Genomic DNA, 25,242 nt, shown 5'->3' on the forward strand with positions numbered 1-25,242 from the left:
CTTAAAGGTTAGACAATGCCAAAGAGATGCAACATTGGCAATACCAGCAGTAGACTGTCGAATCGATCCAAGATGCCGCCGTGTCCCGGTAAAATTTTCCCGGAGTCCTTAACGCCATAAAACCGTTTCAACGCGGATTCAATCAAATCCCCGATTTGCCCGATAACGGATAAACACAGCGCAATGCCCATCATCGGCCAGAATGTATAGTATTGCGGTAAAAACATTAAGTAAATAGCAGCAGTAATCAACGCCAGAACAATGCCACCGATGCTGCCTTCAATCGTTTTGTTGGGGCTAATCGCCGGCCATAACTTGTGGCGGCCCAACTTGCGGCCGATCATATACGCACCGGTATCAGTGAGCCAGACAATCAGCAGCGCAAACATCAACGTATCCAGTCCTGCATCATTCCGCACGCTGATCAAGTAATGAAAACCGGTGCCAATGTAAAAGAACGAGAGCACCGAGACGCCGATATCGTCGAAGGTTGTCCGATTTTTGGTCGTGACCGTTAAGAATAGCAACAAGGCAACCGCAACATAAATCAAATCGATACGGCCCAAAAAGGCAGGCAGCCAGCGGAAAAAGCTATTTGGCAAAACCACGACCAAGACACCAAGCGCCGCAATCAGGAAATCCGGCGAAAGAATAATCCGCTTCCGCATAATATAGACTTCTGACAAAGCGATCAATGCCAAAACCGCCCCGGCTGTATCGATCCAACCGCCGCCCAGGATTAAAATCGGAATAAAAATCGCTAAGGCAACGACCGCCGTTATGACCCGTTGTTTCATGATAATAAATCCTCCATCACCATTTCATTAATTGATTATTTTTTTAAACCGCCAAAGCGGCGATCGCGTGCTTGGTAGGCTGCGATTGCCGACTCAAGGGCAGCCGGTGAGAAGTCCGGCCAATAATCATCCACAAAAACCAGTTCACTGTAAGCAATCTGCCACAGTAAAAAGTTAGAAATCCGCAACTCGCCACTGGTCCGAATCAGCAGGTCGGGATCAGCTAACGGGCCCAGAAATCCTGTCATCAAAGCAGACGAAAAACGGGAATCATCAATTTCCTCTGGCTTGAGTGCACCTTCCTGAACCTGTTTAGCCAACTTTTGAGCGGCGTGAACCAATTCATCACGACCGCCATAGTTTAAAGCAAAGTTGAGGATCATCCCAGTATTATTAGCTGTATCAGCCATAGCTTTTTCACTCGCTTGACGTGTCGGCTCAGGCAAGTCGGCCAGCTCACCCATAACTTCAACTTTAACATTTTCCTTAATTAAATCAGGCATGAAGTCATTAAAAAAGTCGACTGGCAAGCGCATTAAGTAATTGACCTCAGAACCTGGCCGCTTCCAATTTTCGGTTGAAAAAGCATACAAAGTCAAAACCTTAACGCCAAGGCGACTCGCTGCTTTGGTAATGGTTTTAACATTTTGCATGCCCTGCTTATGCCCGGCAACCCGCGGCAAAAACCGCCGCTTCGCCCAGCGGCCATTACCGTCCATAATAATCGCAATATGCGCAGGAATACGTGAAAGATCAAGCTTTACTTTAGAACCCTTGGCTGTGGCCAAACTGGCGCCTCCTCACAACGTCCATGGTACCCTCAAGCACCAAATGTCTTAAACGATTGTAGCAGAAAAAAGACAAGAGCGCGAGCCAGCGCGGGTAGAAGCTGGAGTGTAAGTGGGCTTGACCGCGATGGCCGGGCTTTGGCCATTGCGGTCAAGGTCCTTACACGCAGGCTTCTGCGCTGGGGAGCGCGTTTCCATGCAGCATCGGCTAACAGTGCTTCACTCAACACCGGCAGTTGAAAGCGAAAAGCCTTGTGCCATTGCGACCAAGGTCCTTACACGCAGACTTTTGCGCCAGTGAGCGCGTTTCCGTGCAGCATCGGCGAATCCTCCTCACACACCAGAGGTAGAAGCTTTGGCCATTGCGGTCAAGGCCCTTACACGCAAACTTCTGCGCTGGGGAGCGCGTTTCCGTGCAGCATCGGTTAACAGTGCTTCAGTCAACACCGGCAGTTGAAAGTGAAAAACCTTGTGCCATCGCGCCCAAAGCCCTTACACACAGACGCCTACACTCCCATACACCACCAAAAAACAAAAACCCCAGATTTCCTCTGAGGTTTGCCCACAACCATTAAGCTTCAGTGATCTCAAACTTCGGTAATTTCTTTTTCCTTCGCTGCGGCAATATCATCAATGCGCTTGGTTGCTTCATCCGTGACTTTTTGCATGTCCTTTTCAAGCCGATGCAATTCATCTTCGGTGATATCGCCGTCTTTTTCCTGACGTTTCAGCTTGTCAAGTCCTTCACGCCGGATATTGCGCACTGCAATTTTGGCATTTTCGGAAAATTTACCGACTTCTTTAGCAATTTCCTTCCGGCGCTCGCCTGTGAGTTGCGGAATCACCAGACGAATCACGTCGCCATCATTAGCCGGATTAATGCCCAAATCACTGGCATTAATGGCCGTTTCAATGTTTTTCAGCGCAGATTTGTCATAAGGGCTGATTTGTAAGACCCGCGCTTCAGGAACAGTGATGGCTGCCATCTGGTTCAACGGCGTCGGTGCACCATAATATTCCACCGTAATCTGATTAAGTAAACTGGCGTTGGCGCGACCTGCGCGAATATTGCCTAGTTCGCGCTGCAATGATTCTTCGGTTTTGCCCATATTGGTTTTTGCCTGTTCGATAATTTGATTTGCCATTAGCTTCTCCCTTCGATTGTGGTGCCGATCTTTTGGCCTTCCACAACCCGTTTGATATTACCGGGCTCATTCAAGTTAAAGACAACTAAGTCGATGTCATTGTCCATTGACAACGTGCTGGCGGTTGAGTCCATGACTTTCAGATCCTTATTGATAATGTCCATGTGCGTGAGACTTTCGTACTTCACGGCGTGGGTATCTTTATTAGGATCAGCGGAGTAGACGCCATCGACGTTGTTCTTCGCCATCAAAATGACATCAGCACCGATTTCTGCAGCACGTAACGCTGCCGTTGTGTCTGTGCTGAAGTACGGGTTGCCGGTACCGCCAGCGAAGATCACCACCCGGCCCTTTTCTAAATGACGAATGGCCTTGCGTCGAATATAAGGTTCTGCGATCTGCCGCATCTCGATCGACGTTTGTACCCGAGTCGGGACACCTTGGCTTTCCAGATTATCCTGCAAAGCCAGTGCATTCATGACGGTGGCTAACATGCCCATGTAATCGGCTTGCGCGCGTTCCATGCCCATCTCGGCACCGGTTTCGCCGCGCCAGATATTGCCCCCGCCGCAAACAATGGCGATTTGCACACCCAGTTCATGCACCTGCTTGATTTGTTCAGCGATCGTCGCGATGACGGGCGGCTTAATCCCAAAACCAGCCTCTCCTGCCAGCGCTTCTCCGCTGATTTTTAAAACGATCCGATTATATTTGACCATGTATCTTATCCCTCCGTTGGTTGCTGGCACTATTTTACCATAGTCGCAGCATTTCTGCGGCAAGAAGCTGCAGACAACTGCCCTGTTTTACCAGCTCTTCAACTGGATAGCTAAAAATTCATGACGCCCGCTGACAGTCAATTTTTCCTTGCCCAAAACGTGACGCCTTCATTTTGCCATAGAAAAGGGGCCCTGCCTCGTCGACAGTCCCCCTTTTGTTGGGCCATTAACCCTTGATTTGGTCCATGACCTCATCAGCAAAGTTTTCTTGTTTCTTTTCAATACCTTCGCCGACTTCATAACGAACGTAACCCTTGACGGTGCCACCCTTAGCAGCAACGTACTTGGCAACGGTTTGGTCCGGATCCTTAACAAATTCCTGATCAACCAATGAAATCTCGCTCAGCCACTTGTTAACTCGGCCTTCAACGATACGAGGGACAATCTTTTCTGGCTTACCTTCGTTCTTGGTTTCTTCAGTGAAAATATCTGTCTGATGCTTTAATTCATCAGCTGGCACCTTGCTGCGATCCAGATACTCAGGATTGATAGCAGCAACATGCATCGCAACGTCTTTTGCAGTGTCGTCATCGGCACCATCCAGAACCGTCAAAGCAGCAATTTGGCCACCGTTATGCAAGTAGGCACCAAAATGTTCATTGTCTGTCTTGGTAACGACCTGGAAACGCCGCAAACTGATCTTTTCGCCAATAACCGCGGTCAAGGCAATAGCACCTTCATCGATTGTCTGACCATCACTCATCTTGGTCGCCTTGGCAGCGTCAAGATCAGCCGGCTTATTAGCAGCAATCGCCGCTGCTACCTTGTTGACATAGTCCTTAAACTGATCATTCGAAGCCACAAAATCGGTTTCCGAGTTCACTTCAACAATCGCAGCGGTGTTACCGTTAATGGCAATTTCTGCCAAACCTTCAGCTGCAATGTTGCCGCTCTTCTTAGCCGCTTTTGCCAAACCCTTTTCACGCAAGACATCAATCGCCTTGTCCATATCGCCGTCAGCTGCGACCAATGCCTTCTTGGCATCCATCATTCCAACCTGGGTGCGGTCACGTAATTCTTTAACTTGTGCAGCAGTAATTTGAGCCATGGATCTGATCCTCCTTGATTGTAAAAAAGCTGCCTGCAGATCTTGCAGTATGCGAAACCCTCAGACAGCTTAATGTTTAATTAATTAGTTAGCGCTTTTGTTGTCGCCTTCAACGGCTTCCACGATATCTTCCATGGAGTCAGCCTTCTTATCGGCAGCTGGTTGCTGATCCTGGTCGTCGCCTTGGTCTTCACCCTGGTTGCCTTCAATGATCGCATCAGCCATCTTGGAAGTAATCAGACGAACGGCACGAATCGCGTCATCGTTAGAAGGAATGATGACATCAATATCGTCAGGATCGGTGTTTGTATCAACCATCGCAACGATTGGAATGTTCAGCTTTTGTGCTTCCTGAACCGCAATCTTTTCCTTGCGTGGGTCAACAATGAACAGCACATCCGGAATCCGTGGCATGTCTTCGATGCCGCCAAGGAATTTTTCAAGCTTTTCTTGTTGCTTCTTCAGAAGTGAAACTTCTTTCTTAGGAAGGACATCAAAAGTGCCATCTGTAGCCATCTTCTTGATGTCTTTAAGCCGCTTGATCCGGGTTTGAATCGTGTTCCAGTTGGTCAGCGTACCACCGAGCCAACGGTGATTAACGTAGTATTGGCCAGCGCGGGTTGCTTCTTCAGCAATAGCATCTTGTGCCTGCTTTTTTGTTCCAACGAACAAGAAGACGCCGCCGTTTTGGGCTTCTTCCTTCACGAAATTATAAGCATCGTCAATCATCTTAACGGTCTTTTGCAGATCGATGATGTAGATACCGTTTCTTTCCGTAAAGATATACGGCTTCATCTTAGGATTCCAACGACGGGTTTGATGCCCGAAATGTACACCAGCTTCAAGAAGCTGTTTCATGCTTAATACTGCCATGTTTTTGTTCCTCCATTATGGTTTTATTCCTCTTGACAACGTCAGCTCGCAGGTGGACTTCAAAGGAAGCACCCCACTCACGATCAGTCAGTCAATGTGGTTTGTGCATACCGCACTCGACAAAGTATACAGACTTTTCACGACTTTGACAAGCCCTACCACTTGACATGATGTGCGGTTAAAAATTGCTCTTTTTTGTGACGACTTTGATGTTTAAAATGCCATTCCGCCGACAGTGCTTCGTGCTTTTCGGAAAACGCTTCCTGGTACAACAACCGAACCGGTCGCCGCGATGCCGTATACTTCGCACCCTTACCGGCATTGTGCGTGGCTAATCGCGCTTCAACATCATCAGTAAAGCCGCCATAGAAGGTTCCATCGGCGCATAAGAGGACGTAAAAGTAATAATACTTACTCACCATGCAACAACCTCCTGACGACTGGCGTATAGCTGCCATCTGCCTCATGCACAATCAGTGGCGGCATGATTCGCAAGCCATCCGGTCGTCCGGCTTTGATGGCTGCAATCAAAACCATGTTTGCCTCTCGATCCTCGCGCGGATGAATGAATTGCAACTGCTTAGGCGCCAAACCGGCCGCGGTCAAGGTTGCTAACAATTCCGCCAAGCGTTCCGGGCGGTGAACAAAATAGGCTTTGCCTTGATACTTCAACAAGTCGGCACTGACTTTTGCCACCGTAGCGAAGTCAGTGGTTAATTCATGTCGCGCCAAAGCAAGATGATCATTCGGGTTGGTGATACTTTGGTCACTCACCTTAAAATAGGGAGGATTACACGTCACAACATCAACTGAATCCTTTGCGACCACCTGAGTTGTCTGTGCTAAATCACCCACGTGCACATCAACATTTGTTAAATGATTCAATTCAACACTGCGACGCGCCATATCTGCCAACCGCGGTTGTAATTCCACCATGGTCACCTGGCCATCTGTTTCGCGTGCCAAAAAAAGCCCGACCGCACCATTGCCAGCTGCTAAGTCCACTATTCGGCTGTGACGCTTGACTTGGGCGAAATTGGCCAGTAAAACTGCATCTAATGAAAACGAGAAAACCGCGGCACTTTGTATAATTTTAATGTTGCGACTGGCCAGCACGTCGACTCGTTCACCTGGCAATAATGACATCTCCAACACCTTTTTCCTCCGAAAGCTGGTTTACAATGGTATAATTTACCACAAAAGTTTAACCATGAAGGAAGAATAAGCCATGTTTTATAGTTTTCTGCGTTATGTCGTAGCCGGTTTACTCTGGCTCATCAATGGACACGTTAAGGCTCAGGATAAGCAACAATTACCTGACGGGCCATTTGTTCTGGTTGCGCCTCACCGCTCCTGGCTCGACCCGGTTTTCCTCGCACTTGCCTCCTGGCCGCACCATTTTTCATTTATGGCAAAAAGCGAATTGTTTAAAAATCCCCTGCTGCGCTGGTTACTTGTTAAAGTTGGGGCTTTCCCGGTTGATCGCGCGCATCCCGGGCCCAGTGCCATCAAGGTTCCGGTCCGTGCTTTAAAGCAGGAAAATAAGGCGCTAATGATTTTCCCTACCGGCTCGCGTTACTCCGCGGATATGAAAGGCGGTGCGATTCTGATTGCCAAGTTGGCAAAAGCGCCGATTGTACCGGCTGTCTATCAAGGCCCGGGAACTTTTTGGTCATTGTTTAAACGCAAACCTGCAATTGTCCGTTTCGGATCACCGGTTGAGCCTCCAAAAGGTCGGCTGACTGACGAAGCGCTCGCAACCTTTAGCGATCAGTTGCAAGAAAAGTTTGCGGCATTAGATCACGCGATCAATCCGGATTATAAGTACATCCCTGATAAGAAGAAATATCTGGAAGAAAAAGAACATGGTGACGTTTAAGGTTCGCTTGTCGAACCTTTTTCGTTGGATGGGCTTGTGTTGAACCGTTTGATGTTATGTGCTTTTGGGTGTAGTACCCGGTGAACGTTCAGCCCCCTCAACGCGTTCGCCGATACAGGAGTTGGCTCACGCTCACTTCTTCATAACGCGCTCCCCGGCGCAGAATAGAAAGGACAAGTATCCTTATGAATCTTTGGAAAAGAATGACCCGTAAGCCAGACTTGGCGGCCGCACTTAAAGCTGATGATTTACTGACACGAAGCTTAACGACGCGAGATTTGATTGCATTAGGCATTGGTGCCGTTATCGGTACTGGGATTTTTATTTTGCCTGGTACCGTTGCCGCTACAACGAGTGGCCCGGCAATCACGATAGCGTTCATTCTGGCGGCGGTTGTGTGTTCATTGGCTGCCATGTGTTATGCGGAATTTGCTTCGGCACTGCCGGTGGCGGGTTCGGCTTATGCGTATGGCAATATTGTTTTCGGGCAGGTTTTTGGCTGGATCATTGGCTGGGCACTCATTCTTGAATACATGTTGGCAGTTGCTGCGGTTTCGACTAGCTTTTCTGCCTACTTTGCCAGTTTGCTAACGGGTTTTCATATCCATCTGCCTGCAGCGATTGCCGGACCGTTCTCGCCTAGCCACGGTACTTATGTCAACCTGATTGCCGTCCTTGTTGTTTGGTTAATCGGCATTATGCTTTCGCGTGGCATGCAGTCTTCGATGGCGATCAATCGACTCATGGTTTTAGTTAAATTGCTTATCATTCTTATTTTCGTGATCGTCGGTTTCTTTTACGTTCAGCCGGCGAATTGGCATCCTTACCTGCCATTTGGTGCCAAAGGCGTTCTCGCCGGGGCTGCCATGGTTTTCTTTGCTTACCTTGGCTTTGACGCAGTGTCGGCGTCAGCTCCTGAAGTAAAGCAACCTCAACACACCTTGCCTCGTGGGATTATCGGTACCTTGATCATCGCCACAGTCCTATATGTTTTAGTCGCCATTGTTTTGACAGGAATGGTGCCATTTACCAAACTGGACGTTGCTGATCCAGTTGCGTTTGCGCTCGGTGCGGTTCATTTACGCGGTCTTGGCGGTTTCATTTCGGTTGGTGCACTGGCAGGCATGTTCACCATGATGGTCACGATGATTTACAGCTCATCCCGATTGATTTATGCTATTGGCCGTGATGGCTTGCTTCCCCGTTGGTTCGGTCATATTAGCGGACATCTACCAGAAAATGCCCTCTGGACAGTGGTCGCCATCATCGCGATCATGGGCGGGCTGGTGCCGCTAAACCAGCTGGTCAACCTTGTTAACATTGGCACGCTGATTGCATTTGCGTTTGTTTCCATCGGCATCATCCCGTTACGTCGACATAAAGCCATCACTAACGATGGCTTTCACGTTCCCGGTTACCCAGTGACGCCAATCGTGTCGTTTCTCTTTTGCCTGTTGCTCATGACCCAATTAAGTGTTGAAACCTGGCTTATGAGTCTCGCGTGGTTTGCGTTTGGCTTGGTCATTTATTTCAGCTATGGCATCAGACACGGGCACGTTTCCGAAGCAAAAATCAGGTAACAATCAACATCATATTTACTTAAGAGAGGAAAATAATATTGGTCAATAAACAAACAGCAACCTGCCTTGTTGATGGTCAAGTATATGCCATCAGTGATGGGCTTTTCTTAAGTGATCTGGAAACCAAACTTGTCAATATCATCAAAAATGATTATCCCAAGGCCACTAAGAACAGTTTTATCTGCAATTCGCATTTATTAAATTATCGGCTTGAACGGATGCGACGCCAACAACGCCAAGATGAACGGGCACATGAAAAAATCAACCGCAAAATGTCGCAAGCGTTGGTCAAGGATGATTTTCAACTGACCGATGTTTACGACAACATGGAAGCAACGAACACATTCGGCGAACGAATTGCTGACGCGGTTGCCAAGTATGCCGGCTCATGGCCGTTTATCATCCTCTTCTCCGGCTTCATGGTGGTTTGGATGATTCTCAACACGGTGGGCATCTTTGGCCATAAGTTTGATCCGTTCCCGTTCATTTTATTAAACCTCTTTTTGAGTATGGTAGCAGCGTTGCAGGCACCGCTCATTATGATGAGTCAGAACCGGGCGGCTGAGTATGATCGACTCGAGGCCAAGAATGACTATCATGTTAATCTTAAGTCGGAAGAAGAGATTCGCTTACTTCATTCCAAACTGGACCACATTATTGCCGACGACAACCCGAATTTATTTGAAAGTCAGCGCCTGACAGTTGAGGTTATGGGCGAAATGGTCAACCAGTTGACGGAAACCCGCCAACAGCTTGAACTACTTAAAGCCAGTCAGGATGAAACCGACAAGGCCGTGCACGAGGAAAAATCGAAAAAATAAAACATCCCTATTTGGCGTGGCATGTGATGCCTACTTACCAAACAGCGGATGTTCTTTTTTACACCAAATTTTCGGATAACCATCATTTGTTAGTGGATTCAGCGCCACTGTCACCGACTTGCAGATGATACATTTCATAATAGCGACCATGTTTAGCCAATAAGGATTCATGCGTCCCACGTTCGACAATTCGCCCGGCATTCAGTACCAAAATAAGGTTGGCATCCTGAATAGTCGAAAGACGATGGGCAATGGCTATCGTCGTCCGTCCCTGTCGAATACGCCGCAAGCCCTCCTGAATCACTGACTCGGTTTCTGTGTCGATATTGGCAGTTGCCTCATCCAAGACGAGAATCTTGGGATTCGTCACAACCGTGCGGGCGAATGAAATGAGCTGCCGTTCGCCGCTGGAAAACTCGCTTCCGCCTTCAATAACCTTGGCAGAATAACGATCCGGTAATTTATTAATGAAGCGATCCGCCTGAACGAATTCAGCCGCTTGCTGAACCTGCTGATCCGTAATCTGATCATTAAACAAGCGAATATTGCTACTGATGTCCCCATAAAACATGAAGGAATCCTGCAGCACCAAACCTAACTTCTTCCGCAATTCTTCCATCGGGTAATCACGAATGTCGACATCATCAATCAAAATCTGCCCTTTGCCAAACTCGTAAAAGCGCATCATGACATTGATAATCGAACTTTTACCCGAACCGGTATGACCGACTAATGCCACCGTCTCCCCAGGGTTGGCAACAAAACTGATATCATGCAAAATATCGTGCTTGCCATCATAGGCAAAACTAACATGGCGGAATTCAATTTTGCCTTGCTGAATCACCGCATGCGCGTCAGGGTGCTGGGCGGGCGCGTACTCTTTGCTATCCAAAATCCGGAAAATTCGGCTACCAGCTACCACACCGTCTTGTAGAAACGACAGATTATCCATCATGTTGACCATCGGGTTGAAGAAGTTAGCAGTATACGTGGTGAACGCATACACCAAACCAGCTTCAACATAACTATGCATGGAAATCAGCCCGAACGTCCACAAAACCGCAATCAATGCGAATGAATATAACAAGTTGATCACAGACGACAGCAGCAAGGAGTTCACTCGAATCATGGCCTTACGAGCATCCAGGTATTCCTGATTAGTTGCCTCAAACTCACGGCTGATCCGATTCTCCTGCCGAAATTGCTGAATAATGCTGATACCTTCAATCGATTCATTCAGCTGGGTATTCAACTCGGAAAGCTTTTCGCGCATGTGCCGATAAACTTTGGAGCTGTACGTGCTGTAATACCAGACAACCACTAACAAAATGGGTAAGAACGCAGCCACCAACAACGCAATTTTAGGATTTGCTGCAAACATGATAGTGAAACTACTGATAACCGAGAACAAGCCGACGATAACCGCCAAAATAACGTTCCAGAAATCAGAGAAGGTCATGGTATCATTCGTGACGCGCGAAACAATCGAACCAGCCGGCGTCTGATCAAAATACCGCATGCCAAGTGTATGCAGTTTAGCAAACAACTGTCGCCGCGCATCTTCAAGTCCCCGTTCAGCGCCCATGTTGAATAAAAAGGTCTGGAAGAACTGAAAGACGGCTTTTACGAAGGTGCCAAATGCATATAAGACCGCAAACAATAGGAGAATTTTGACGGTCGCACTTTGATTCGCCAAATACCGATCCATAAAAATCTGCAGGATCTTTGGCAGTAAGACGTTCATACCTGCCAATAACGCCGCAGCAACAATCGCACCGATGAATTGACGTTTGTATGGTCGGGTAAAGCCCATGAGTCGACGCATAATCTTAATCTGTTGTCGCACCGGGATACTTTTAGACCATGCACTTTCGTAACCTTTACTTGCCACGTACGTCACCTTCCTCCGCTGCTTCCATTTCCTGCTTTGCCCACATTTCGGCATACCAACCATGTTTGGCCAACAATTGGGCATGTGTACCACGCTCAATGACTTGGCCGTTTTCCAAAACAATAATTTCATCGGCATGCATCACTGAGCTCAAGCGATGAGCCGCAATGATCGTTGTTTTATGCGCGCGATCACGTTTCATGTTGGTCAGAATTTCTTCTTCGGTTTTCGCATCCACTGCTGATAAGGCATCATCCAGGATCAACAATTCAGGCGCATTGATGACCGCCCGAGCGATGGCCAAGCGTTGTTTCTGTCCGCCAGATAAGCTGACGCCTTTTTCGCCAACCAAGGTTTCATAGCCTGATGTGAATTTTTTGATATCATCATGCACCGCACTTTCCTTGGCGGCATTTTCCACGTCCTGCTGGCCCTTTTCAAAGGCGGAAAAGCGAATGTTGTCCGCGACCGTGGTTGAAAACAGAAAATTATCCTGAGGGACGTAGCCGATTGAATCAAGTAACGCATCCAGTGAATAATCCTTAATGTTATGGCCGCCAAACTCAATGAACCCATCGTAATTATCGAATTCACGCAACAGAAGTTTGAAAATCGTACTCTTGCCGGCGCCGACCTTCCCGACAATCCCGAGCGTGTTGCCTTCCAACAAGGTAAAATGAACCCGACTCAAGGCCACTTGCTGATCATTGGGGTAACTAAACTTGTTGATCTGATACCGGATATTACCATGCGCCGGCGTGGTAATCGCGTCTTTGGCTTCGAGAATTGTCGAGCGCTCCTGAAGCAGTTCGTTGACCCGATCATAACTGGCATTCCCGCGTTCAAGAATGTTAAACAGGCGACCAATCGCAAACATGGGCCAGACTAGCGCCGAAACATAGGTCACAAATGAAACCAGTTGGCCGACCGAAATTTGGCCGTGCACGACTTGCCAGCCGCCGTAAATGATCGTAATGACATAAGTAAGGCCCATAATCAGACTAGTCGTCGGATCAAACAACGCATCGATAAAATTAACCCGGCGATTAATCTGCACGGTTCGATCGACAATCCGGTTAAAGTCGGCTGTATCCTCCGCTTCCTGGCCGAATGTCTTAATCACTTTGATACCGCTGACACTTTCCTGCGTTTTATCATTCAACCGCGAAAATGCCGCCTGCGACTCGGAAAACGCCGCATGCAGTCTGGTGCCCAGTTTACGTGCCATCACGGCCAGCAGAGGCATCGGCAAAATCGCCACAATCGTCAGGCGCCAATCGACCACTAAAATCATCGCAATAATGGTCGTACCTCCTGTGATAAACGAATCAAATAATGTCAAGATTCCGGCACCGGCCACATTCTGCACCGCGTTTAAATCATTGGTAGCATGAGCCATCAAATCCCCGGTGCGATGTTTTTGATAAAAAGTCGCGTCCATTTTCATAAAATGCCAAAATAAACGGGTCCGCAACGTGCGCTCCAACTTTGCGGCCCCGCCCCAGATTGCATTACGCCATCCATAACGGAAGAGATATTGCGCAATTCCGGAGAACAGCAGCAGCCCCAGCATAAGGGCAAGATAATTGCCTGTCAGCCGTGATTTACTCATTGCATCAACCAGATCGCCGATGACCTTTGGCGGAATCAAATTAACCAAGGCTACTAATAGTAAAAAAGTCACGCCTAACAGGTAACGCCGCCACTCTTGTTTAAAATACCACCCTAATTTTCTAAAAATTCCCACAACCATGCTCCTTAAATCGCCAACCTAATTCGCGCGTTCAGAATCAAGCTGCTTGTTTTATGAAATAAATGACTTATGTTTTCTCATAAGCGCCGTTAGTTATGAATATTCTCTCATGATAGCACAAACATCGTTAGGACGCGAAAACGCGACGACAGAAAGCATCTCTGTCATCGCGTTTTCTTAGCAATTACTTAGCATTACGTTGGGCTTGTTTCATTTGCGCCATCATTTGGTTCAGTTTCTTAGCAGATGGCTTTTGCCCCATTTGCATCATCATGGTGCGCAGCATGTCTTCGTTCACAGGCGGATTATCTTGAAAATACTTTTTCATATATGCCCGTGCGCCGAAGAATCCGCCTGCTAAGCCGACCAGTAACGCAATGATCCCCACAAGTATTGTGATTAGCAATGTGCGGCCTCCTTCAAGTTTCATTTCTCATTGTACTAAAGCGCTTTGTTGTTGAAAAGACTAATCTTTCCGCCAGCCATGTTCGCGTTGGATTTTTTGGACTTTTTTGCTGGTGATTTCTTGTCCTTTTTTGTCAAAAACCTGTGTGTGCTCGATTTGATCGCGTAAACCGGCACGAAAATCTTTTAAATAAGCTTCACGCAGCTGTTGACGTTCGATTTTTTCCTCAGGTGTCAACCCTACGCTGCGATCTTTCTTGGCTAATTCATTGATCCGATCCAGTCGTTCTTTTGGTTGTTGTGCCATCATGTTGCCCCCTAAGTTTTAATATCATCACTTAATTTAGTTGAACCGCGTGGTAGTGATAATTTGCGGCTTCATGATCAGGATACGGCGCATTTTGTAACATCGCAACATATTCTGCGGCACGGCGCCGAGAAGAGAAGGCTTTGAGCAACTCGATAGGTGCTAAGCGGTCCGCGTAGTAGACAACATAAATCAACTGATCGTTCATGAGCCTTCACCTCGAGTCTTTCGTGGCGCGGTGGTGGTGTGAAGCTGGAAATTCCCCGTTAACTCCCATAACGCGTTCACCGGTGCAGAAGTCTGCGTGTAAGGACCTTGGTCGCAATGGCCAAAGCCCGGCCATTACGCCCAAGGCCACTTACACTCCGACTTCTAAACGCGCCGATTCACGCTCAAACAAAAAAAGACCGTTTCCGGCCTTTTCCAAGATTAACGACGCTTTTCGCGGATACGTGCTGCTTTGCCGCGGAGTGCGCGTAGGTAGTAGAGTTTTGCCCGACGAACTTGGCCGTGACGGGTGACTTCAATCTTTTCGACCCGTGGGGAGTGTAATGGGAATGTCCGTTCCACACCGACACCGTTTGAGATTTTACGAACAGTGTAGGTAGCGGAAATGCCAACACCGCGACGTTTGATTACAACGCCTTCAAAGAGCTGAATACGTTCGCGTTCGCCTTCGACAATCTTAGCGTGGACGCGGACGTTATCGCCTGCACGGAAGTCAGGAATATCGTCGCGTAACTGTTTCTTGGTAATTTCTTGAATCAATGGGTTCATTGGTCTTTCTCCTTTGCCGACATTCATAATCATCCCGAACAGCGGAATGCCGTTGATATGTGACGTATCACAATCAATAAGTTTAGCATGTCCGGTGATGCGTGTAAAGATAAAATTCTTTACAAGATTGGCTAGCCGCTATGTTTCTAAACAACCAGACTGCCTAATCCAAAAACCTCGTAGCATTTCGGGCCTAATTTTGCTCCGAATCTTCTGCGTTCCGGGTGCTTGCATTTAACCGTCTTTCTGCTGCTTTAGTAGCCTCTTCTGTTTTAACCTCGCGTAACAGTTTTTTGGCGGCATCATCAAGCTCGACTTGTTTAAGTAAATCCGGCCGCCGCAGATAGGTTCGACGCAGACTTTCCTTTAACCGCCAGCGCGCAATCAGCTGATGGTTGCCATTTTGGAGGACTTCTGGCACCTTCATGCCGCGATATTCAGGCGGACGGGTATATTGCGGGTATTCCAGCAGTCCATTTTCAAAACTGTCGGTGTAGGCACTTTCGTCATTACCCAAAACACCTGGCAAAAGCCGGACAATGGCATCAATCATGACCATTGCCGGCAGCTCGCCGCCGGTTAGGACATAGTCGCCAAGTGAATATTCATCGGTGACAAGTGTCCGAATCCGTTCATCATAACCTTCGTAATGCCCACAAATAAAGACTAGGTGACTTTCTTGAGAGAGTTCCCGTGCAACTTGCTGGTCGAACTTTTTGCCTGCCGGATCCATCAAAATGACCCGCTTAGGTCCCGGATGGCGCTGATTAACCCCGTCCATGGCCTCAAACAGCGGTTCCGGCTTGAGCAACATCCCCGCACCGCCACCATAAGGCGTGTCATCGACATGATGGTGTTTGTCGTGGCTATAACTACGATAATCAACCACATCAAAGTTAAGCAAATGGCGTTCAAGTGCCTTCCCGATCATGCTTTCGCGCAATGGCTCAAACATATTTGGAAATAAGCTTAAAACATCAATCTGCATCGTCAATCAACCCTTCTGGCACGATGACGTGCGCTTCCTTGTGTTCCAGATCAATTGACTGCACCACAGACTTTAAAAACGGCAACAAAATTTCGCTTTTACCGGCACGGGGAATCACCCAGACATCATTAGGACCGGGGCTGAGAATCTCGCTAACTTGACCGAGTGTCTGACCATGCTCATCAATCACCGTCAAGCCGATAATATCTTTATAGTAATAGCTGCCGGCTTCGAGCGGCTGTAGGGCAGCATCCGTGACCTGCAGTTTTTTCCCTTTAAACGGTAAAACCTGGTTAATATCCGTATAGCCTTTAAACGTCAGCATCGTGAGGCCTTTATGCTTGCGAACCGACTGAATCGTCAGTGCCGTTTTGGGCGAAGTCGCAACATAAACTGTCTTCCCCACCTGAAACCGCTGTTCCGGAAAATCTGTCGTCACAAGTACGCGAACCTCACCGCGGATGCCATGGGTATTCACAATCGTACCAATATCATAATACTCGGGCATACATTTCCTCCTTATGTCTCCACCAGTCATGTCAAAATAAAAAGACCGACGCGGTATGCGCCAGCCTTTTTATTTTGTATGCGGCGCATCCAAAATATTGAGCCGCACCCGCTTATTGTACGGGCTTTTAACACTGTATACAATGGTTCGGATTGCCTGGGCAACCCGGCCCTGTTTGCCGATCACGCGGCCGACATCCTCAGGTGCAACAGCTAGATCAAAGGCCATATACTCGCCTGTTTCATGTGCCGTCACCTTTACGGCTTCTGGTTTGGTAACCAGCGGGGTAACAATGGCTTTGATCAAACTACCGATATCCACCATTTAAGACCGCCCTTATTTCTTAGCAAAGCGCGCTTCATGATACTTCTGCATGATACCCTTGCTGCCAAGCAAGTTACGTACAGTATCTGAAGGTTGTGCGCCTTTTTGAAGCCAATTCAAAATATCTTCTTCATTTAACTTTAAATCGACTGGATTAGTCAACGGGTTGTAATAGCCCACGGCTTCGATGAAACGACCGTCACGCGGCGAGCGTGAGTCTGCTACAACGATCCGGTAGAAAGGCTTACGCTTTGAACCCATCCGCTTTAAACGAATTTTAACTGCCACTAAGTCCACCTCCTGCTCATTTATCAACCTTGATAGCATAGCAAAAAAAAATTAAGCTGTAAAGCCTTTTTTCTTTACACGGAAAATTGTTCGGCTTATGAATGGAATCGCTTGGCCTTTTTAAGCCGCTTCTTCTTGTTGCGCTTTTGCTTGCGGACCATTGAGTTCATCGCCATTTTTCCTAGTTTGCCAGAAACACCACCACCCATGAGTCCGTCAAGGCCCTTCATATTGCCTTTGCTCATCTGGTTCATCATTTGTTTACTTTGATTGAACTGTTTAATCATGCGATTGACTTCAACAACCGGTCGGCCAGAGCCACCGGCGATCCGCCGCCGCCGACTCGGATTCAGCAAATCCGGATTTTCCCGTTCCTGCGGGGTCATCGAATAAACAATGGCCTTCATGTGGGCAATGTCCTTAGGATCCATTTTGACATTTGCCAACGCCTTATTATTCGCCATCCCAGGAATCATCTTCATGATGTCCTCAAGCGGCCCCATCTTGCTAATTTGGTCCATCTGATCGAGAAAATCGTTAAAATCAAACGAATTCTCACGGATCTTCTCAGCGACTTCTTGAGCTTGTTTTTCATCATAGTTCTTTTGGGCTTTGTCAATCAGCGTCAGCATGTCGCCCATGCCAAGAATCCGGTTGGCCATCCGGTCCGGATAAAAGACATCCAAGGCGTCCATCTTTTCGCCTTGCCCGATGAACTTGATCGGCTTGCCAGTGACCGCGCGAATCGACAATGCTGCCCCGCCACGGGTATCACCATCCAACTTCGTCAAAACAACGCCGGTAATATCCAGCTGTTCGTTGAAGCCTTTGGCAACATCAACTGCCGCTTGACCGGTCATGGCATCCACGACCAGTAAAATATCATTTGGATGCGCAAGTGCTTTGATGTTCTTCAGCTCGTTCATGAGCTTTTCATCAATCTGCAATCGACCGGCTGTATCAATGAGGACGTAATCGTTTTTGTTCTCTTTGGCGGTGGCCAAGCCTTGCCGCACAATTTCAACCGGATCGGTATCGGTGCCCATCTCAAACACTAGCACATTCAGCTGCTTGCCGATGGTTTGCAGCTGATCAATCGCTGCAGGGCGATAAACGTCGGCCGCGATCAGCAAAGGTCGCGCCTTCTCGTTGTCCATCAAATATTTGGCTAGCTTGCCGACCGTTGTGGTTTTCCCGGCCCCTTGCAACCCAGCCATCATAATGACGGTTGGAATATGCGGCGCCTTGTTCAGCGGCACCGCTGCCTCGCCCATGGTTTTGACTAACTCGTCGTTGACAATCTTAATGATTTGTTGGGCGGGGGTCAGGCTTTCGAGTACTTCTGTACCAACTGCTTTAGTGCGGACGTTTTTGATGAACGTCTTAACCACATCAAAATTGACATCGGCTTCCAGCAACGCCAGCCGAATCTCCCGCATGGCCTCGCGAACGTCGCTTTCACTGACCTTACCTTTTCGCCGTAATCCGCTAAAGGCTTTTTGTAACCGTTCCGATAATCCTTCAAATGCCATAGTATCCCCCTGCTATTTCGCGGTTTGATCCGCGACTCGTTCTAATAATGTGCTCAAAACCTTGTCGTCCGGGTAATGGGTGCGGACATAGCCCACCAGCGCATCCACCGCCTCATTTTGCGCTTGGTAATTGGCAAAAAGATGCAGCTTCTTTTCATATTCTTCCAGACTGGCTTCGGTTCGGCGAATATTGTCGTAAACCGCCTGGCGCGACACGTTGAATTCAGTCGCAATTTCGCCCAGCGAATAATCATCGCCGTAATACAAAGCCAAATACGCATGTTGTTTATCCGTTAATAACGGGCCATAAAACTCAAACAATGAGTTCATGCGATAATTTTTTTCGATTTCCATCATGTCATTCCTTTAATCCCATGATTGCCGGTACATCAGTTCTCCGGCCGCTTGAACATGGTCCTTGTATAAGGATACCGGTATCGCCGGAAATGGTCAATTAGCAGTGGCAAATAGTTGGCGCATCTCACGTTTTAAAAAAGACGACAAGCTAGACGAACGGTCATTAAGCACTTAAAATGTAATCGGTCACAACCGCCTTATCGTCATTTAGAAAGGACAAGATTTCACATGCCAAAAACGGATCTAAAAATGACAGCAGCTGGTTTTAAAACTACCGATGATTTAGTTGACGCTACCATCCATCTGCTTGATGAGAACGACTATCACTTTCTGGCGATCGCACTAGCGCAAGAGCTGGTGTATCATCGTAGCGACCAAGATAAAGTGACGTTGATTAAAGAATATGTCCAACTTGTGTAGATATAGAGCTACATTCGCACATTGTCTGTTCTCTAACAGGACGGATCGACGAAAGCGGATTCACATTTCCGGTTTTGCCTCATTTCGTGGTACACTGAACATGTGAAAAATTGGAGGGAAGAATATGGTCGCAACCTTTATTTACTGGGCCGTGTTTGCTGTCCTTGCTGCTTGGGGATTGTGGAGTTTGGTTTTCTCATGTGTTTACCTGAGCAACCATGAAAACGGCAATTTATGGTTCTTTGCTATTATCAACACCATTTTCGGTCTTTTAGGCTGGTTATTTGCATGGATCATGAGCAATACAGCATGGCAACAATACTGGTTTGCAAGTAAAGTCCAACCATCTGCTTGGTTCACCTACCTGCTAATCGGCTACCTTGTCTTGGTTATCTTGCAAGTCATTTTTGGCCGGGAAAAGAAGGTCCAGACAGCCTAAATCATCAACGCGCTGGATTGACGCACGTTAACGCGTTCGCCGGCGCAGGAGTCTGCGTGTAAGGACCTCGGTCGCAATGGCAAAGTTCGCCATCACGCCCAAGGCCACTTACACTCCGACTCCTAAGCGCGCCGGCTCACGCTCATATAAAAAAGCGTTGCACTTGAACGAACGGGTGCAACGCTTTTTTCTGTTCTTTTGATTGCCTTGACTTAGGCTTTGACTTCAATCAGGCCCTTAAACAAGCCGGTCACGAACTTCGTCGGATCAAATGCCTGCAAGTCATCCATTTTTTCGCCCAGCCCCACTAACTTGACCGGTACATGCAGCTCATTGCGGATTGCCAAGACGATGCCGCCTTTGCCAGAGCCGTCTAGCTTGGTTAGCACAATGCCTGTAATTTGGGTCGTCTGGTTAAACTCTTTCGCCTGATTCAGCGCATTCTGGCCGGTCGTGGCATCCAGCACTAACAAGACTTCTTGCGGCGCATCCGGCAATTCGCGGACGATCACGCGTTTAATCTTGTTCAACTCATTCATCAAGTTGACTTTGTTTTGCAAGCGGCCAGCGGTGTCGACCAACACCACATCGTAGCCTTCTTCTTTTGCCCGCTTAACGCCGTCAAAAACAACGGCTGCGGGATCGCCGCCTTCTTTCGTGGCCACCACCGGCACATCAACGCGGCGGCCCCATTCTTGCAATTGTTGAATAGCGCCGGCACGGAAGGTATCGGCTGCCACTAGCAAGACGCGCTTGCCTTCTTCTTTGAGCTGATGCGCTAGCTTGCCAACAGTGGTCGTCTTGCCGGCGCCATTAACGCCCACAAACAGAAAGACAGTTGGCCCTTCTTCGGCAAAGTGCAGCTGGTTATCTTCACCTTTGCCGGCCTCACCATACATATCTACCAGCTTCTCAACGATAACTCGCGAAACGGCCTTGGGATCCTTCGCATTTTTAAGCTTAACCTCTTCGCGCAATTCATCGCTCAACCGAACCGCTGTTTCAAACCCGACATCGGATTCGATGAGCATCTCTTCAAGGTCATCGAAAAAGTCTTCATCCACCGTCCGAAAGTTGGCAAATAACGCATTAAGCTTTTCGCCAAAACTACTGCGGCTTTTCTCAAGACCTTCGTCATATTTATTTTCTTCAGGCGTTTCCGGCTCTTCCCCGGTGAACGCTTTTTTAATCGCATCAAAAAGTCCCATTAACTTGTCGCCTCTTTCTGTGATTGATCCAGACTGACCGCCATAATCCGACTCACACCGGATTCTTGCATGGTCACGCCGTACAAGACATTGGCCGCAACCATCGTGCCGTGACGGTGCGTGATCACGATAAATTGCGTCGCACTGGCATAATGGCGTAAGAACTCGCCAAACCGGTTAACGTTGACATCATCCAGTGACGCCTCAACTTCATCCAAAATCGAAAATGGCACCGGACGGACTTTTAGAATCGCGAAAAGCAACACAATCGCGGTTAACGCCCGTTCGCCACCTGACAGCAATGACAGTCGCGTCAGCTTCTTGCCAGGCGGTTGTGCGGAAATCTCGATCCCGGTTGCCAACAGATCATCAGGATCGGTCAAGCTGAGATGGGCATGCCCACCGCCAAACATTTGTGGGAAAATCGCTTCAAACGCACTATTCGTCTGGTCGAACATATTTTTGAATCGTGTTTTGACAGTTTCATCCAATTCGTGCATCGTCTCTTCAAGCTGCTGTTTAGCGGCCAAAAGATCGTCTTGCTGCTTGGTGAGAAACTCGTAGCGCTGATTGACTTCTTTGAACTGTTCAATTGCATTCAGATTAACCGGCCCTAGTTCATCGATCCCGCGTTTCAAGAGCTTTAACTTGCTCTTTAATTCGGGAATCGGCGCGTGATCCGGCGCCACGGCAGCTTTGGCCGCTTCGTAAGTGAGCTGATAATCCTCGGCTAACGTGTTCAGACGAGCATCCAGGCCCAACTTCACCCGGTTAAGGGCCACCGCCTGTTGTTCGGAGGTCGCCATCGCCTGATGCTGTTGTTCATAGGTCGTTGTAATTCTGGCAGAAATCTCGCTTAACTTGCCACGATTGGCCGCCTTGGTTTGAGTCACTTTGGTTTGCTCGGCCTTCAGCTGCTTCAGTTCCTCTTGTAACTTGGCAATCGTAGCTGTACGACTGGCTTTTTCAGCCGCCGTTTCCTTAGCCGTGGCCGTAATGTGCTCAATGCGTTGCTGGAGTTCAGTAATTTGTTCATTTGCATCCCTGGCCTGCGTTTGCCATTGCTGATGCTGATCATGCAGCGTCTGCAAGTCATTGGTCACCACGGCCAGCTTCGTCTTCAACGCATTTTCGGCTGCTGCTTGCTTCGACCGGGAATCGGCCGCAGCAGTCGCAGCAGTTTTCAGCTGTTCAATTTCTGCCTGAGCCTCTTCGATGTCACGAGCAATTTTTTTGCCAGCTTGACGAAGCTCGGTCATTTTGGTACTTAAATCAGCCTGAGCCGTGTTGGCTTGTTGTGCGGCCGCCAACTGTCGCTGCGCCTGTCGTAACGTCTCTGCCTGCGCAGTGTGTTGACTGGTAATGGCCGTTAGATCGGCCGCTAACGCCTGAGACTGCGCTTGAGCGTCCTGCCACGCAGCTTGGGCAACATTCTCCTGCTTGGTCAGTTCGGTCAAGGCGGTTTGCTTCTTTTTGAGATCTTCAACTAATTTCTGCAGTTGGGTCTTGAGATGGCGAGCTTCTTGATTGCGGGCCAGCGGTGAGGCTTGCCGGCCTTGTTTGACCTGGCCGCCTGTCAGCGAGCCACCTGGATTCAAAATATCCCCAGCCGTCGTTACAATACGATAACGGTGATGAGTGGTATTGGCAATGGTAATCGCGTGCGGCAGGGTATCGACAATCAAGACACTGCCTAGTAGATTAGCCATCACGGACTTTAGATCAGCCGGATATTGGGCAAGCTGCAGACCCGTGCCTAAAAAGCCGTCTGCGCCTTTGACAAGCTGCAAAACCGCACTTGGCAGCTCACGTGGCCGCATCACAGCAGCAGGTAGAAAAGTCGCCCGACCAGCTCGCTGTTGCTTTAACAGGCTGATGGCGCGTTGGGCCGCCGCTTCATCGCGGGTGACAATAGCTTGGAGATTGCTACCTAACGCCAAATCAAACGCTTGCTGGTAAGCGGTCGGTACTTCCAACAATTCAGCCACCGCACCAATCACACCTGGCAAGGTTGCTTTATGCTTCAGCACAACCCGAACGCCGTTATAAAAGCCCGCATAGTCTTCATTCAATTCAGATAGCGTCTCATACCGTGCACGTGCGCGTTGATAAGTCGCCATTTCGTCTTGATAAGTTTGCTGCTGGGCACTGCGGTTTTGTTGCAGCTGATTCAACTTGGTTTTAGCTTCTTCAACGGCAGTTTGTTGCGTTTCTGCTTTAGCCTGTAACTTTTGCTGCTGGCTTAACAGCGTATTGACCTTGGCCTCCTGATCCTGCGCCTGCTTGCTCAGCTCATAGATTCGCCGATCGTGCGCCGCATTTTGACTCGCCGCGAGTTGCTGGTCTTTTTGTAAGGCTGCCTGTGCATTTTTATTGTCAGCTTGAGCTTTCAACAAATCAATATAGTGATTCTGGACAGACTCCAACTGACGATTCAAAGCAGCCGGGTCTTGGCTGGCTTGCTTTTGCTGTGCCAACTGTTCCTTGAGGTTTTGCTGCTTTTTCTGGGAGGCATCAAGCTGCTTGGTTAAGTCGGCCAGTCGCTGATTTGCCTCTGTTAGCGCCTGCTGAGCGTGGGTCAACCGATCTTTTAAATCAGCCAAGGTTGTCGCCGCATTGGCCGAGCGTTCGCTAGAGAGGTTCGCTTCACCGCTAAGATTTTCAAGCTTCATCGAACGACTCAAGACCTGGTCATTCAACTGGTTCAACCGTTCTTCATGCTGATGATCCACCGCACTCAACTGTTCAGACTGATTTTCCAGATCCTTAACCTTTGCCGTCAGCGCCGCAATGGTCGCCTTGGTCACTTTAGCTTCGCCTTGGGTCTTCTCCTGCTCCGCCGCCAGCTGTTCGATTTCCAGTGCCAAAAGTGTTTGATGAATCTTTTTATAGTCCGCAGTTTGCTGCTGATAGTCCTTGGCCAGTGAGGCTTGCTCTCGCAGTGGTTCAACCTGATGCTTCAACTCGACAATAATGTCATTAATCCGCGCCAGATTATCGTCATTGTTGGCTAATTCGCGCTCAGCTTTGGTTTTCTGTTGCTTATATTTATAAACGCCAGCGGCTTCTTCGATGATGCCCCGGCGTTCTTCTGGTTTGCTATTAAAAATCGCTTCAACCCGGCCTTGCGAGATAAACGAAAAACTCTCACGCCCCAAGCCGGAATCCATGAACAGATCGACAATGTCCTTCAATCGAACATCTTGATTATTGAGCAGAAATTCCGAGGTGCCATCGCGATACAATCGGCGCGTCACCGAAACTTCGGCTGGCTGATTTTTAAGATAACCATCGCTGTTGTCGAAGGTCATGGTAACCGCCGCACGATTCAAAGCAGGTCGGCTGTCCGTACCTGCAAAGATAACATCACCCATTCGCTCGCCGCGCAGGCTTTTGGCACTTTGCTCGCCTAATGCCCAGCGAATCGCCTCGGTGATGTTACTTTTTCCACTACCATTTGGCCCAACAATCCCAGTCAGACCGGATACAAAATCAATTTCGGTTTTATCTGCAAATGATTTGAAGCCATTAATGATCAAACGCTTTAATTCCATGATGACCCCATTCTAGTTCTTACTTTTTCAAGCGGGCTAAAGCCGCCTTGGCTGCAGCTTGTTCAGCCGCTTTTTTATTTTTACCGAACCCGGTCCCTAATACTCGGCCTTCAACTTCAACATCAACGTGAAATTGGCGTTCATGAGCAGGACCTTTTTCATCCAGGAGGTGATACACAATCGCCACATCACCATTTTGCTGCAGGGTTTCCTGTAATGCAGTCTTATGATCCTGGTTAGCCGAAAACTCACCGGCATCAATCTTAGGAAAAATGATCTGTTCGGCAAATTTGATATTGGCTTTACGGCCTTGATCCAAGTACAAGGCACCGTTAAATGCTTCAAACAAGTCTTCCAGCAACGTCAATCGCTTGCGGGCACCGGCTTTTTCTTCACCTTTTCCCAGTTTAATATAGCGATCAAAATGTGCCTCTTTTGAAAACGCCGAAAAGGCTGCAGTTTGAACCGCGGCAGCACGGATACGGGTCAAATCACCTTCCGGCTTGTCCGGAAACTTACGATACAGATAGTCAGAAACGGTCAGTTCAAGCACCGCGTCACCAAGAAATTCAAGTCGCTCGTTATCTTTTAAACCTAATTCTTTGTGTTCATTAACATACGAGGAATGCGTGAAGGCTTCATCCAATAGACTGAGATCGTGAAATTCAATCCCATAACGCTGACGCAATTCACTCACAAACTCTGAGGCAACCATGAAGAGCCCTCCTTTTTATCACCTTCTAATTATACAAGAGCGCACCAAAAAAGACACCTGCGATTG

The 25,242-nt window shown here is 48.3% G+C and carries 28 protein-coding genes; 5 read left to right on the forward strand and 23 right to left on the reverse strand.

What is annotated here, in order from left to right:
* Positions 1-8 precede the first annotated feature (8 nt).
* The 8 genes from LHUE1_RS13085 to LHUE1_RS13120 all read right to left on the reverse strand — a co-directional run bounded on the left by LHUE1_RS13085 (position 9) and on the right by LHUE1_RS13120 (position 6,576).
* Positions 9-797 (reverse strand): phosphatidate cytidylyltransferase, encoded by a 789-nt coding sequence (locus LHUE1_RS13085; protein ID WP_010488089.1) that lies wholly within the window; start codon positions 795-797, stop codon positions 9-11.
* Positions 798-832: 35 nt separating this feature from the next.
* The gene (locus tag LHUE1_RS13090; RefSeq protein WP_049169462.1) at positions 833-1,585 is read right to left on the reverse strand and encodes an isoprenyl transferase; all 753 of its coding nucleotides are present in this window, start codon (positions 1,583-1,585) and stop codon (positions 833-835) included.
* 587 nt (positions 1,586-2,172) lie between these two features.
* Complete coding sequence (gene frr, locus LHUE1_RS13095) at positions 2,173-2,730, reverse strand: ribosome recycling factor (RefSeq protein ID WP_010488081.1); 558 nt, start codon at positions 2,728-2,730, stop codon at positions 2,173-2,175.
* Positions 2,730-3,449 carry a UMP kinase gene (gene pyrH / locus LHUE1_RS13100; protein WP_010488080.1) on the reverse strand — a complete coding sequence of 240 codons (720 nt, stop codon included), beginning with the start codon at positions 3,447-3,449 and terminating at the stop codon, positions 2,730-2,732. The genes frr and pyrH overlap by 1 nt, the downstream gene beginning before the upstream one ends.
* A 226-nt stretch (positions 3,450-3,675) precedes the next feature.
* A complete protein-coding gene (tsf, locus tag LHUE1_RS13105; RefSeq protein WP_047106254.1) occupies positions 3,676-4,557 on the reverse strand; it encodes a translation elongation factor Ts in 882 nt (293 codons plus the stop codon).
* An 84-nt stretch (positions 4,558-4,641) separates the two neighbouring features.
* The gene (gene rpsB, locus LHUE1_RS13110) at positions 4,642-5,430 is read right to left on the reverse strand and encodes a 30S ribosomal protein S2 (RefSeq protein WP_010488078.1); all 789 of its coding nucleotides are present in this window, start codon (positions 5,428-5,430) and stop codon (positions 4,642-4,644) included.
* Positions 5,431-5,585: 155 nt separating this feature from the next.
* Positions 5,586-5,852 carry a GIY-YIG nuclease family protein gene (locus LHUE1_RS13115; protein ID WP_213291533.1) on the reverse strand — a complete coding sequence of 89 codons (267 nt, stop codon included), beginning with the start codon at positions 5,850-5,852 and terminating at the stop codon, positions 5,586-5,588.
* Entirely contained in the window at positions 5,842-6,576 is a 735-nt protein-coding gene (locus LHUE1_RS13120) for a tRNA1(Val) (adenine(37)-N6)-methyltransferase (RefSeq protein ID WP_049169509.1), read from the reverse strand. Before LHUE1_RS13120 ends, LHUE1_RS13115 begins: the two co-directional genes overlap by 11 nt.
* 82 nt (positions 6,577-6,658) lie before the next feature.
* On the opposite strand from LHUE1_RS13120, the gene LHUE1_RS13125 reads away from it, so the two are divergent.
* The 3 genes from LHUE1_RS13125 (at position 6,659) to LHUE1_RS13135 (ending at position 9,710) form a co-directional block, all read left to right on the forward strand.
* Positions 6,659-7,309, forward strand: a complete 651-nt coding sequence (locus tag LHUE1_RS13125) for a lysophospholipid acyltransferase family protein (protein WP_049169464.1) — start codon at positions 6,659-6,661, stop codon at positions 7,307-7,309.
* 185 nt (positions 7,310-7,494) lie between these two features.
* Positions 7,495-8,889, forward strand: coding sequence for an APC family permease (locus LHUE1_RS13130; protein ID WP_049169465.1), 1,395 nt, complete (start codon positions 7,495-7,497; stop codon positions 8,887-8,889).
* A gap of 38 nt (positions 8,890-8,927) precedes the next feature.
* Positions 8,928-9,710: a DUF1003 domain-containing protein gene (locus tag LHUE1_RS13135; protein ID WP_049169466.1), complete on the forward strand. Its 783-nt coding sequence runs from the start codon at positions 8,928-8,930 to the stop codon at positions 9,708-9,710.
* Positions 9,711-9,792: 82 nt separating this feature from the next.
* Here LHUE1_RS13135 and LHUE1_RS13140 read toward each other — a convergent pair whose 3' ends face one another.
* The 12 genes from LHUE1_RS13140 to LHUE1_RS13195 form a co-directional block, all read right to left on the reverse strand.
* Positions 9,793-11,601, reverse strand: a complete 1,809-nt coding sequence (locus tag LHUE1_RS13140) for an ABC transporter ATP-binding protein (RefSeq protein WP_049169467.1) — start codon at positions 11,599-11,601, stop codon at positions 9,793-9,795.
* Entirely contained in the window at positions 11,591-13,348 is a 1,758-nt protein-coding gene (locus LHUE1_RS13145) for an ABC transporter ATP-binding protein (RefSeq protein ID WP_277848129.1), read from the reverse strand. The genes LHUE1_RS13140 and LHUE1_RS13145 overlap by 11 nt, the downstream gene beginning before the upstream one ends.
* 190 nt (positions 13,349-13,538) lie before the next feature.
* Positions 13,539-13,760 carry a YneF family protein gene (locus tag LHUE1_RS13150; protein ID WP_010488061.1) on the reverse strand — a complete coding sequence of 74 codons (222 nt, stop codon included), beginning with the start codon at positions 13,758-13,760 and terminating at the stop codon, positions 13,539-13,541.
* Between the two features lie 60 nt (positions 13,761-13,820).
* Positions 13,821-14,066: a DUF896 domain-containing protein gene (locus tag LHUE1_RS13155; RefSeq protein WP_049169468.1), complete on the reverse strand. Its 246-nt coding sequence runs from the start codon at positions 14,064-14,066 to the stop codon at positions 13,821-13,823.
* 31 nt (positions 14,067-14,097) lie between these two features.
* Entirely contained in the window at positions 14,098-14,274 is a 177-nt protein-coding gene (locus tag LHUE1_RS13160) for a hypothetical protein (RefSeq protein WP_010488057.1), read from the reverse strand.
* A gap of 221 nt (positions 14,275-14,495) precedes the next feature.
* Entirely contained in the window at positions 14,496-14,843 is a 348-nt protein-coding gene (rplS, locus tag LHUE1_RS13165) for a 50S ribosomal protein L19 (RefSeq protein WP_010488055.1), read from the reverse strand.
* 193 nt (positions 14,844-15,036) lie between these two features.
* Positions 15,037-15,831, reverse strand: a complete 795-nt coding sequence (gene trmD / locus LHUE1_RS13170) for a tRNA (guanosine(37)-N1)-methyltransferase TrmD (protein WP_049169469.1) — start codon at positions 15,829-15,831, stop codon at positions 15,037-15,039.
* The gene (gene rimM, locus LHUE1_RS13175) at positions 15,821-16,339 is read right to left on the reverse strand and encodes a ribosome maturation factor RimM (RefSeq protein WP_049169470.1); all 519 of its coding nucleotides are present in this window, start codon (positions 16,337-16,339) and stop codon (positions 15,821-15,823) included. The genes trmD and rimM overlap by 11 nt, the downstream gene beginning before the upstream one ends.
* Before the next feature lie 69 nt (positions 16,340-16,408).
* A complete protein-coding gene (locus tag LHUE1_RS13180; RefSeq protein WP_049169471.1) occupies positions 16,409-16,663 on the reverse strand; it encodes a KH domain-containing protein in 255 nt (84 codons plus the stop codon).
* 12 nt (positions 16,664-16,675) lie between these two features.
* Positions 16,676-16,951, reverse strand: a complete 276-nt coding sequence (rpsP, locus tag LHUE1_RS13185; protein WP_003564756.1) for a 30S ribosomal protein S16 — start codon at positions 16,949-16,951, stop codon at positions 16,676-16,678.
* A 95-nt stretch (positions 16,952-17,046) separates the two neighbouring features.
* The gene (gene ffh, locus LHUE1_RS13190; protein WP_277848128.1) at positions 17,047-18,483 is read right to left on the reverse strand and encodes a signal recognition particle protein; all 1,437 of its coding nucleotides are present in this window, start codon (positions 18,481-18,483) and stop codon (positions 17,047-17,049) included.
* 12 nt (positions 18,484-18,495) lie between these two features.
* Positions 18,496-18,837, reverse strand: a complete 342-nt coding sequence (locus tag LHUE1_RS13195; protein ID WP_049169472.1) for a putative DNA-binding protein — start codon at positions 18,835-18,837, stop codon at positions 18,496-18,498.
* A gap of 231 nt (positions 18,838-19,068) precedes the next feature.
* Here LHUE1_RS13195 and LHUE1_RS13200 point away from each other — a divergent pair, with 231 nt between their 5' ends.
* Positions 19,069-19,260, forward strand: a complete 192-nt coding sequence (locus LHUE1_RS13200; protein ID WP_010488043.1) for a hypothetical protein — start codon at positions 19,069-19,071, stop codon at positions 19,258-19,260.
* A gap of 124 nt (positions 19,261-19,384) precedes the next feature.
* Complete coding sequence (locus LHUE1_RS13205) at positions 19,385-19,699, forward strand: hypothetical protein (RefSeq protein ID WP_010488042.1); 315 nt, start codon at positions 19,385-19,387, stop codon at positions 19,697-19,699.
* Positions 19,700-19,911: 212 nt separating this feature from the next.
* Here the strand turns inward: LHUE1_RS13205 and ftsY are convergent, their stop codons facing one another.
* The 3 genes from ftsY to rnc are packed head-to-tail and all read right to left on the reverse strand — an operon-like array spanning position 19,912 to position 25,176.
* Positions 19,912-20,907, reverse strand: coding sequence for a signal recognition particle-docking protein FtsY (ftsY, locus tag LHUE1_RS13210; protein ID WP_010488041.1), 996 nt, complete (start codon positions 20,905-20,907; stop codon positions 19,912-19,914).
* Positions 20,907-24,461, reverse strand: a complete 3,555-nt coding sequence (gene smc / locus LHUE1_RS13215) for a chromosome segregation protein SMC (RefSeq protein ID WP_217774539.1) — start codon at positions 24,459-24,461, stop codon at positions 20,907-20,909. Before smc ends, ftsY begins: the two co-directional genes overlap by 1 nt.
* A 19-nt stretch (positions 24,462-24,480) precedes the next feature.
* Positions 24,481-25,176 (reverse strand): ribonuclease III, encoded by a 696-nt coding sequence (gene rnc, locus LHUE1_RS13220; RefSeq protein WP_010488038.1) that lies wholly within the window; start codon positions 25,174-25,176, stop codon positions 24,481-24,483.
* Positions 25,177-25,242 lie beyond the last annotated feature (66 nt).

It is taken from the genome of Lacticaseibacillus huelsenbergensis, assembly GCF_029726355.1.
Classification (GTDB): domain Bacteria; phylum Bacillota; class Bacilli; order Lactobacillales; family Lactobacillaceae; genus Lacticaseibacillus; species Lacticaseibacillus casei.

Excerpts from the sequence above, each read along its gene's own strand:
- rplS (WP_010488055.1), bottom strand. The coding sequence starts at position 14,843 with ATGAACCCATTGATTCAAGAAATTACCAAGAAACAGTTACGCGACGAT.
- ftsY (WP_010488041.1), bottom strand. The coding sequence starts at position 20,907 with ATGGGACTTTTTGATGCGATTAAAAAAGCGTTCACCGGGGAAGAGCCG.
- smc (WP_217774539.1), bottom strand. The coding sequence starts at position 24,461 with ATGGAATTAAAGCGTTTGATCATTAATGGCTTCAAATCATTTGCAGAT.
- ffh (WP_277848128.1), bottom strand. The coding sequence starts at position 18,483 with ATGGCATTTGAAGGATTATCGGAACGGTTACAAAAAGCCTTTAGCGGA.
- LHUE1_RS13125 (WP_049169464.1), top strand. The coding sequence starts at position 6,659 with ATGTTTTATAGTTTTCTGCGTTATGTCGTAGCCGGTTTACTCTGGCTC.
- tsf (WP_047106254.1), bottom strand. The coding sequence starts at position 4,557 with ATGGCTCAAATTACTGCTGCACAAGTTAAAGAATTACGTGACCGCACC.
- trmD (WP_049169469.1), bottom strand. The coding sequence starts at position 15,831 with ATGCAGATTGATGTTTTAAGCTTATTTCCAAATATGTTTGAGCCATTG.
- LHUE1_RS13180 (WP_049169471.1), bottom strand. The coding sequence starts at position 16,663 with ATGGTGGATATCGGTAGTTTGATCAAAGCCATTGTTACCCCGCTGGTT.
- rpsB (WP_010488078.1), bottom strand. The coding sequence starts at position 5,430 with ATGGCAGTATTAAGCATGAAACAGCTTCTTGAAGCTGGTGTACATTTC.
- LHUE1_RS13195 (WP_049169472.1), bottom strand. The coding sequence starts at position 18,837 with ATGGAAATCGAAAAAAATTATCGCATGAACTCATTGTTTGAGTTTTAT.
- rnc (WP_010488038.1), bottom strand. The coding sequence starts at position 25,176 with ATGGTTGCCTCAGAGTTTGTGAGTGAATTGCGTCAGCGTTATGGGATT.
- pyrH (WP_010488080.1), bottom strand. The coding sequence starts at position 3,449 with ATGGTCAAATATAATCGGATCGTTTTAAAAATCAGCGGAGAAGCGCTG.
- LHUE1_RS13155 (WP_049169468.1), bottom strand. The coding sequence starts at position 14,066 with ATGGCACAACAACCAAAAGAACGACTGGATCGGATCAATGAATTAGCC.
- LHUE1_RS13205 (WP_010488042.1), top strand. The coding sequence starts at position 19,385 with ATGGTCGCAACCTTTATTTACTGGGCCGTGTTTGCTGTCCTTGCTGCT.
- LHUE1_RS13200 (WP_010488043.1), top strand. The coding sequence starts at position 19,069 with ATGCCAAAAACGGATCTAAAAATGACAGCAGCTGGTTTTAAAACTACC.
- frr (WP_010488081.1), bottom strand. The coding sequence starts at position 2,730 with ATGGCAAATCAAATTATCGAACAGGCAAAAACCAATATGGGCAAAACC.
- LHUE1_RS13085 (WP_010488089.1), bottom strand. The coding sequence starts at position 797 with ATGAAACAACGGGTCATAACGGCGGTCGTTGCCTTAGCGATTTTTATT.
- LHUE1_RS13130 (WP_049169465.1), top strand. The coding sequence starts at position 7,495 with ATGAATCTTTGGAAAAGAATGACCCGTAAGCCAGACTTGGCGGCCGCA.
- rimM (WP_049169470.1), bottom strand. The coding sequence starts at position 16,339 with ATGCCCGAGTATTATGATATTGGTACGATTGTGAATACCCATGGCATC.
- LHUE1_RS13115 (WP_213291533.1), bottom strand. The coding sequence starts at position 5,852 with ATGGTGAGTAAGTATTATTACTTTTACGTCCTCTTATGCGCCGATGGA.
- LHUE1_RS13160 (WP_010488057.1), bottom strand. The coding sequence starts at position 14,274 with ATGAACGATCAGTTGATTTATGTTGTCTACTACGCGGACCGCTTAGCA.
- LHUE1_RS13120 (WP_049169509.1), bottom strand. The coding sequence starts at position 6,576 with ATGTCATTATTGCCAGGTGAACGAGTCGACGTGCTGGCCAGTCGCAAC.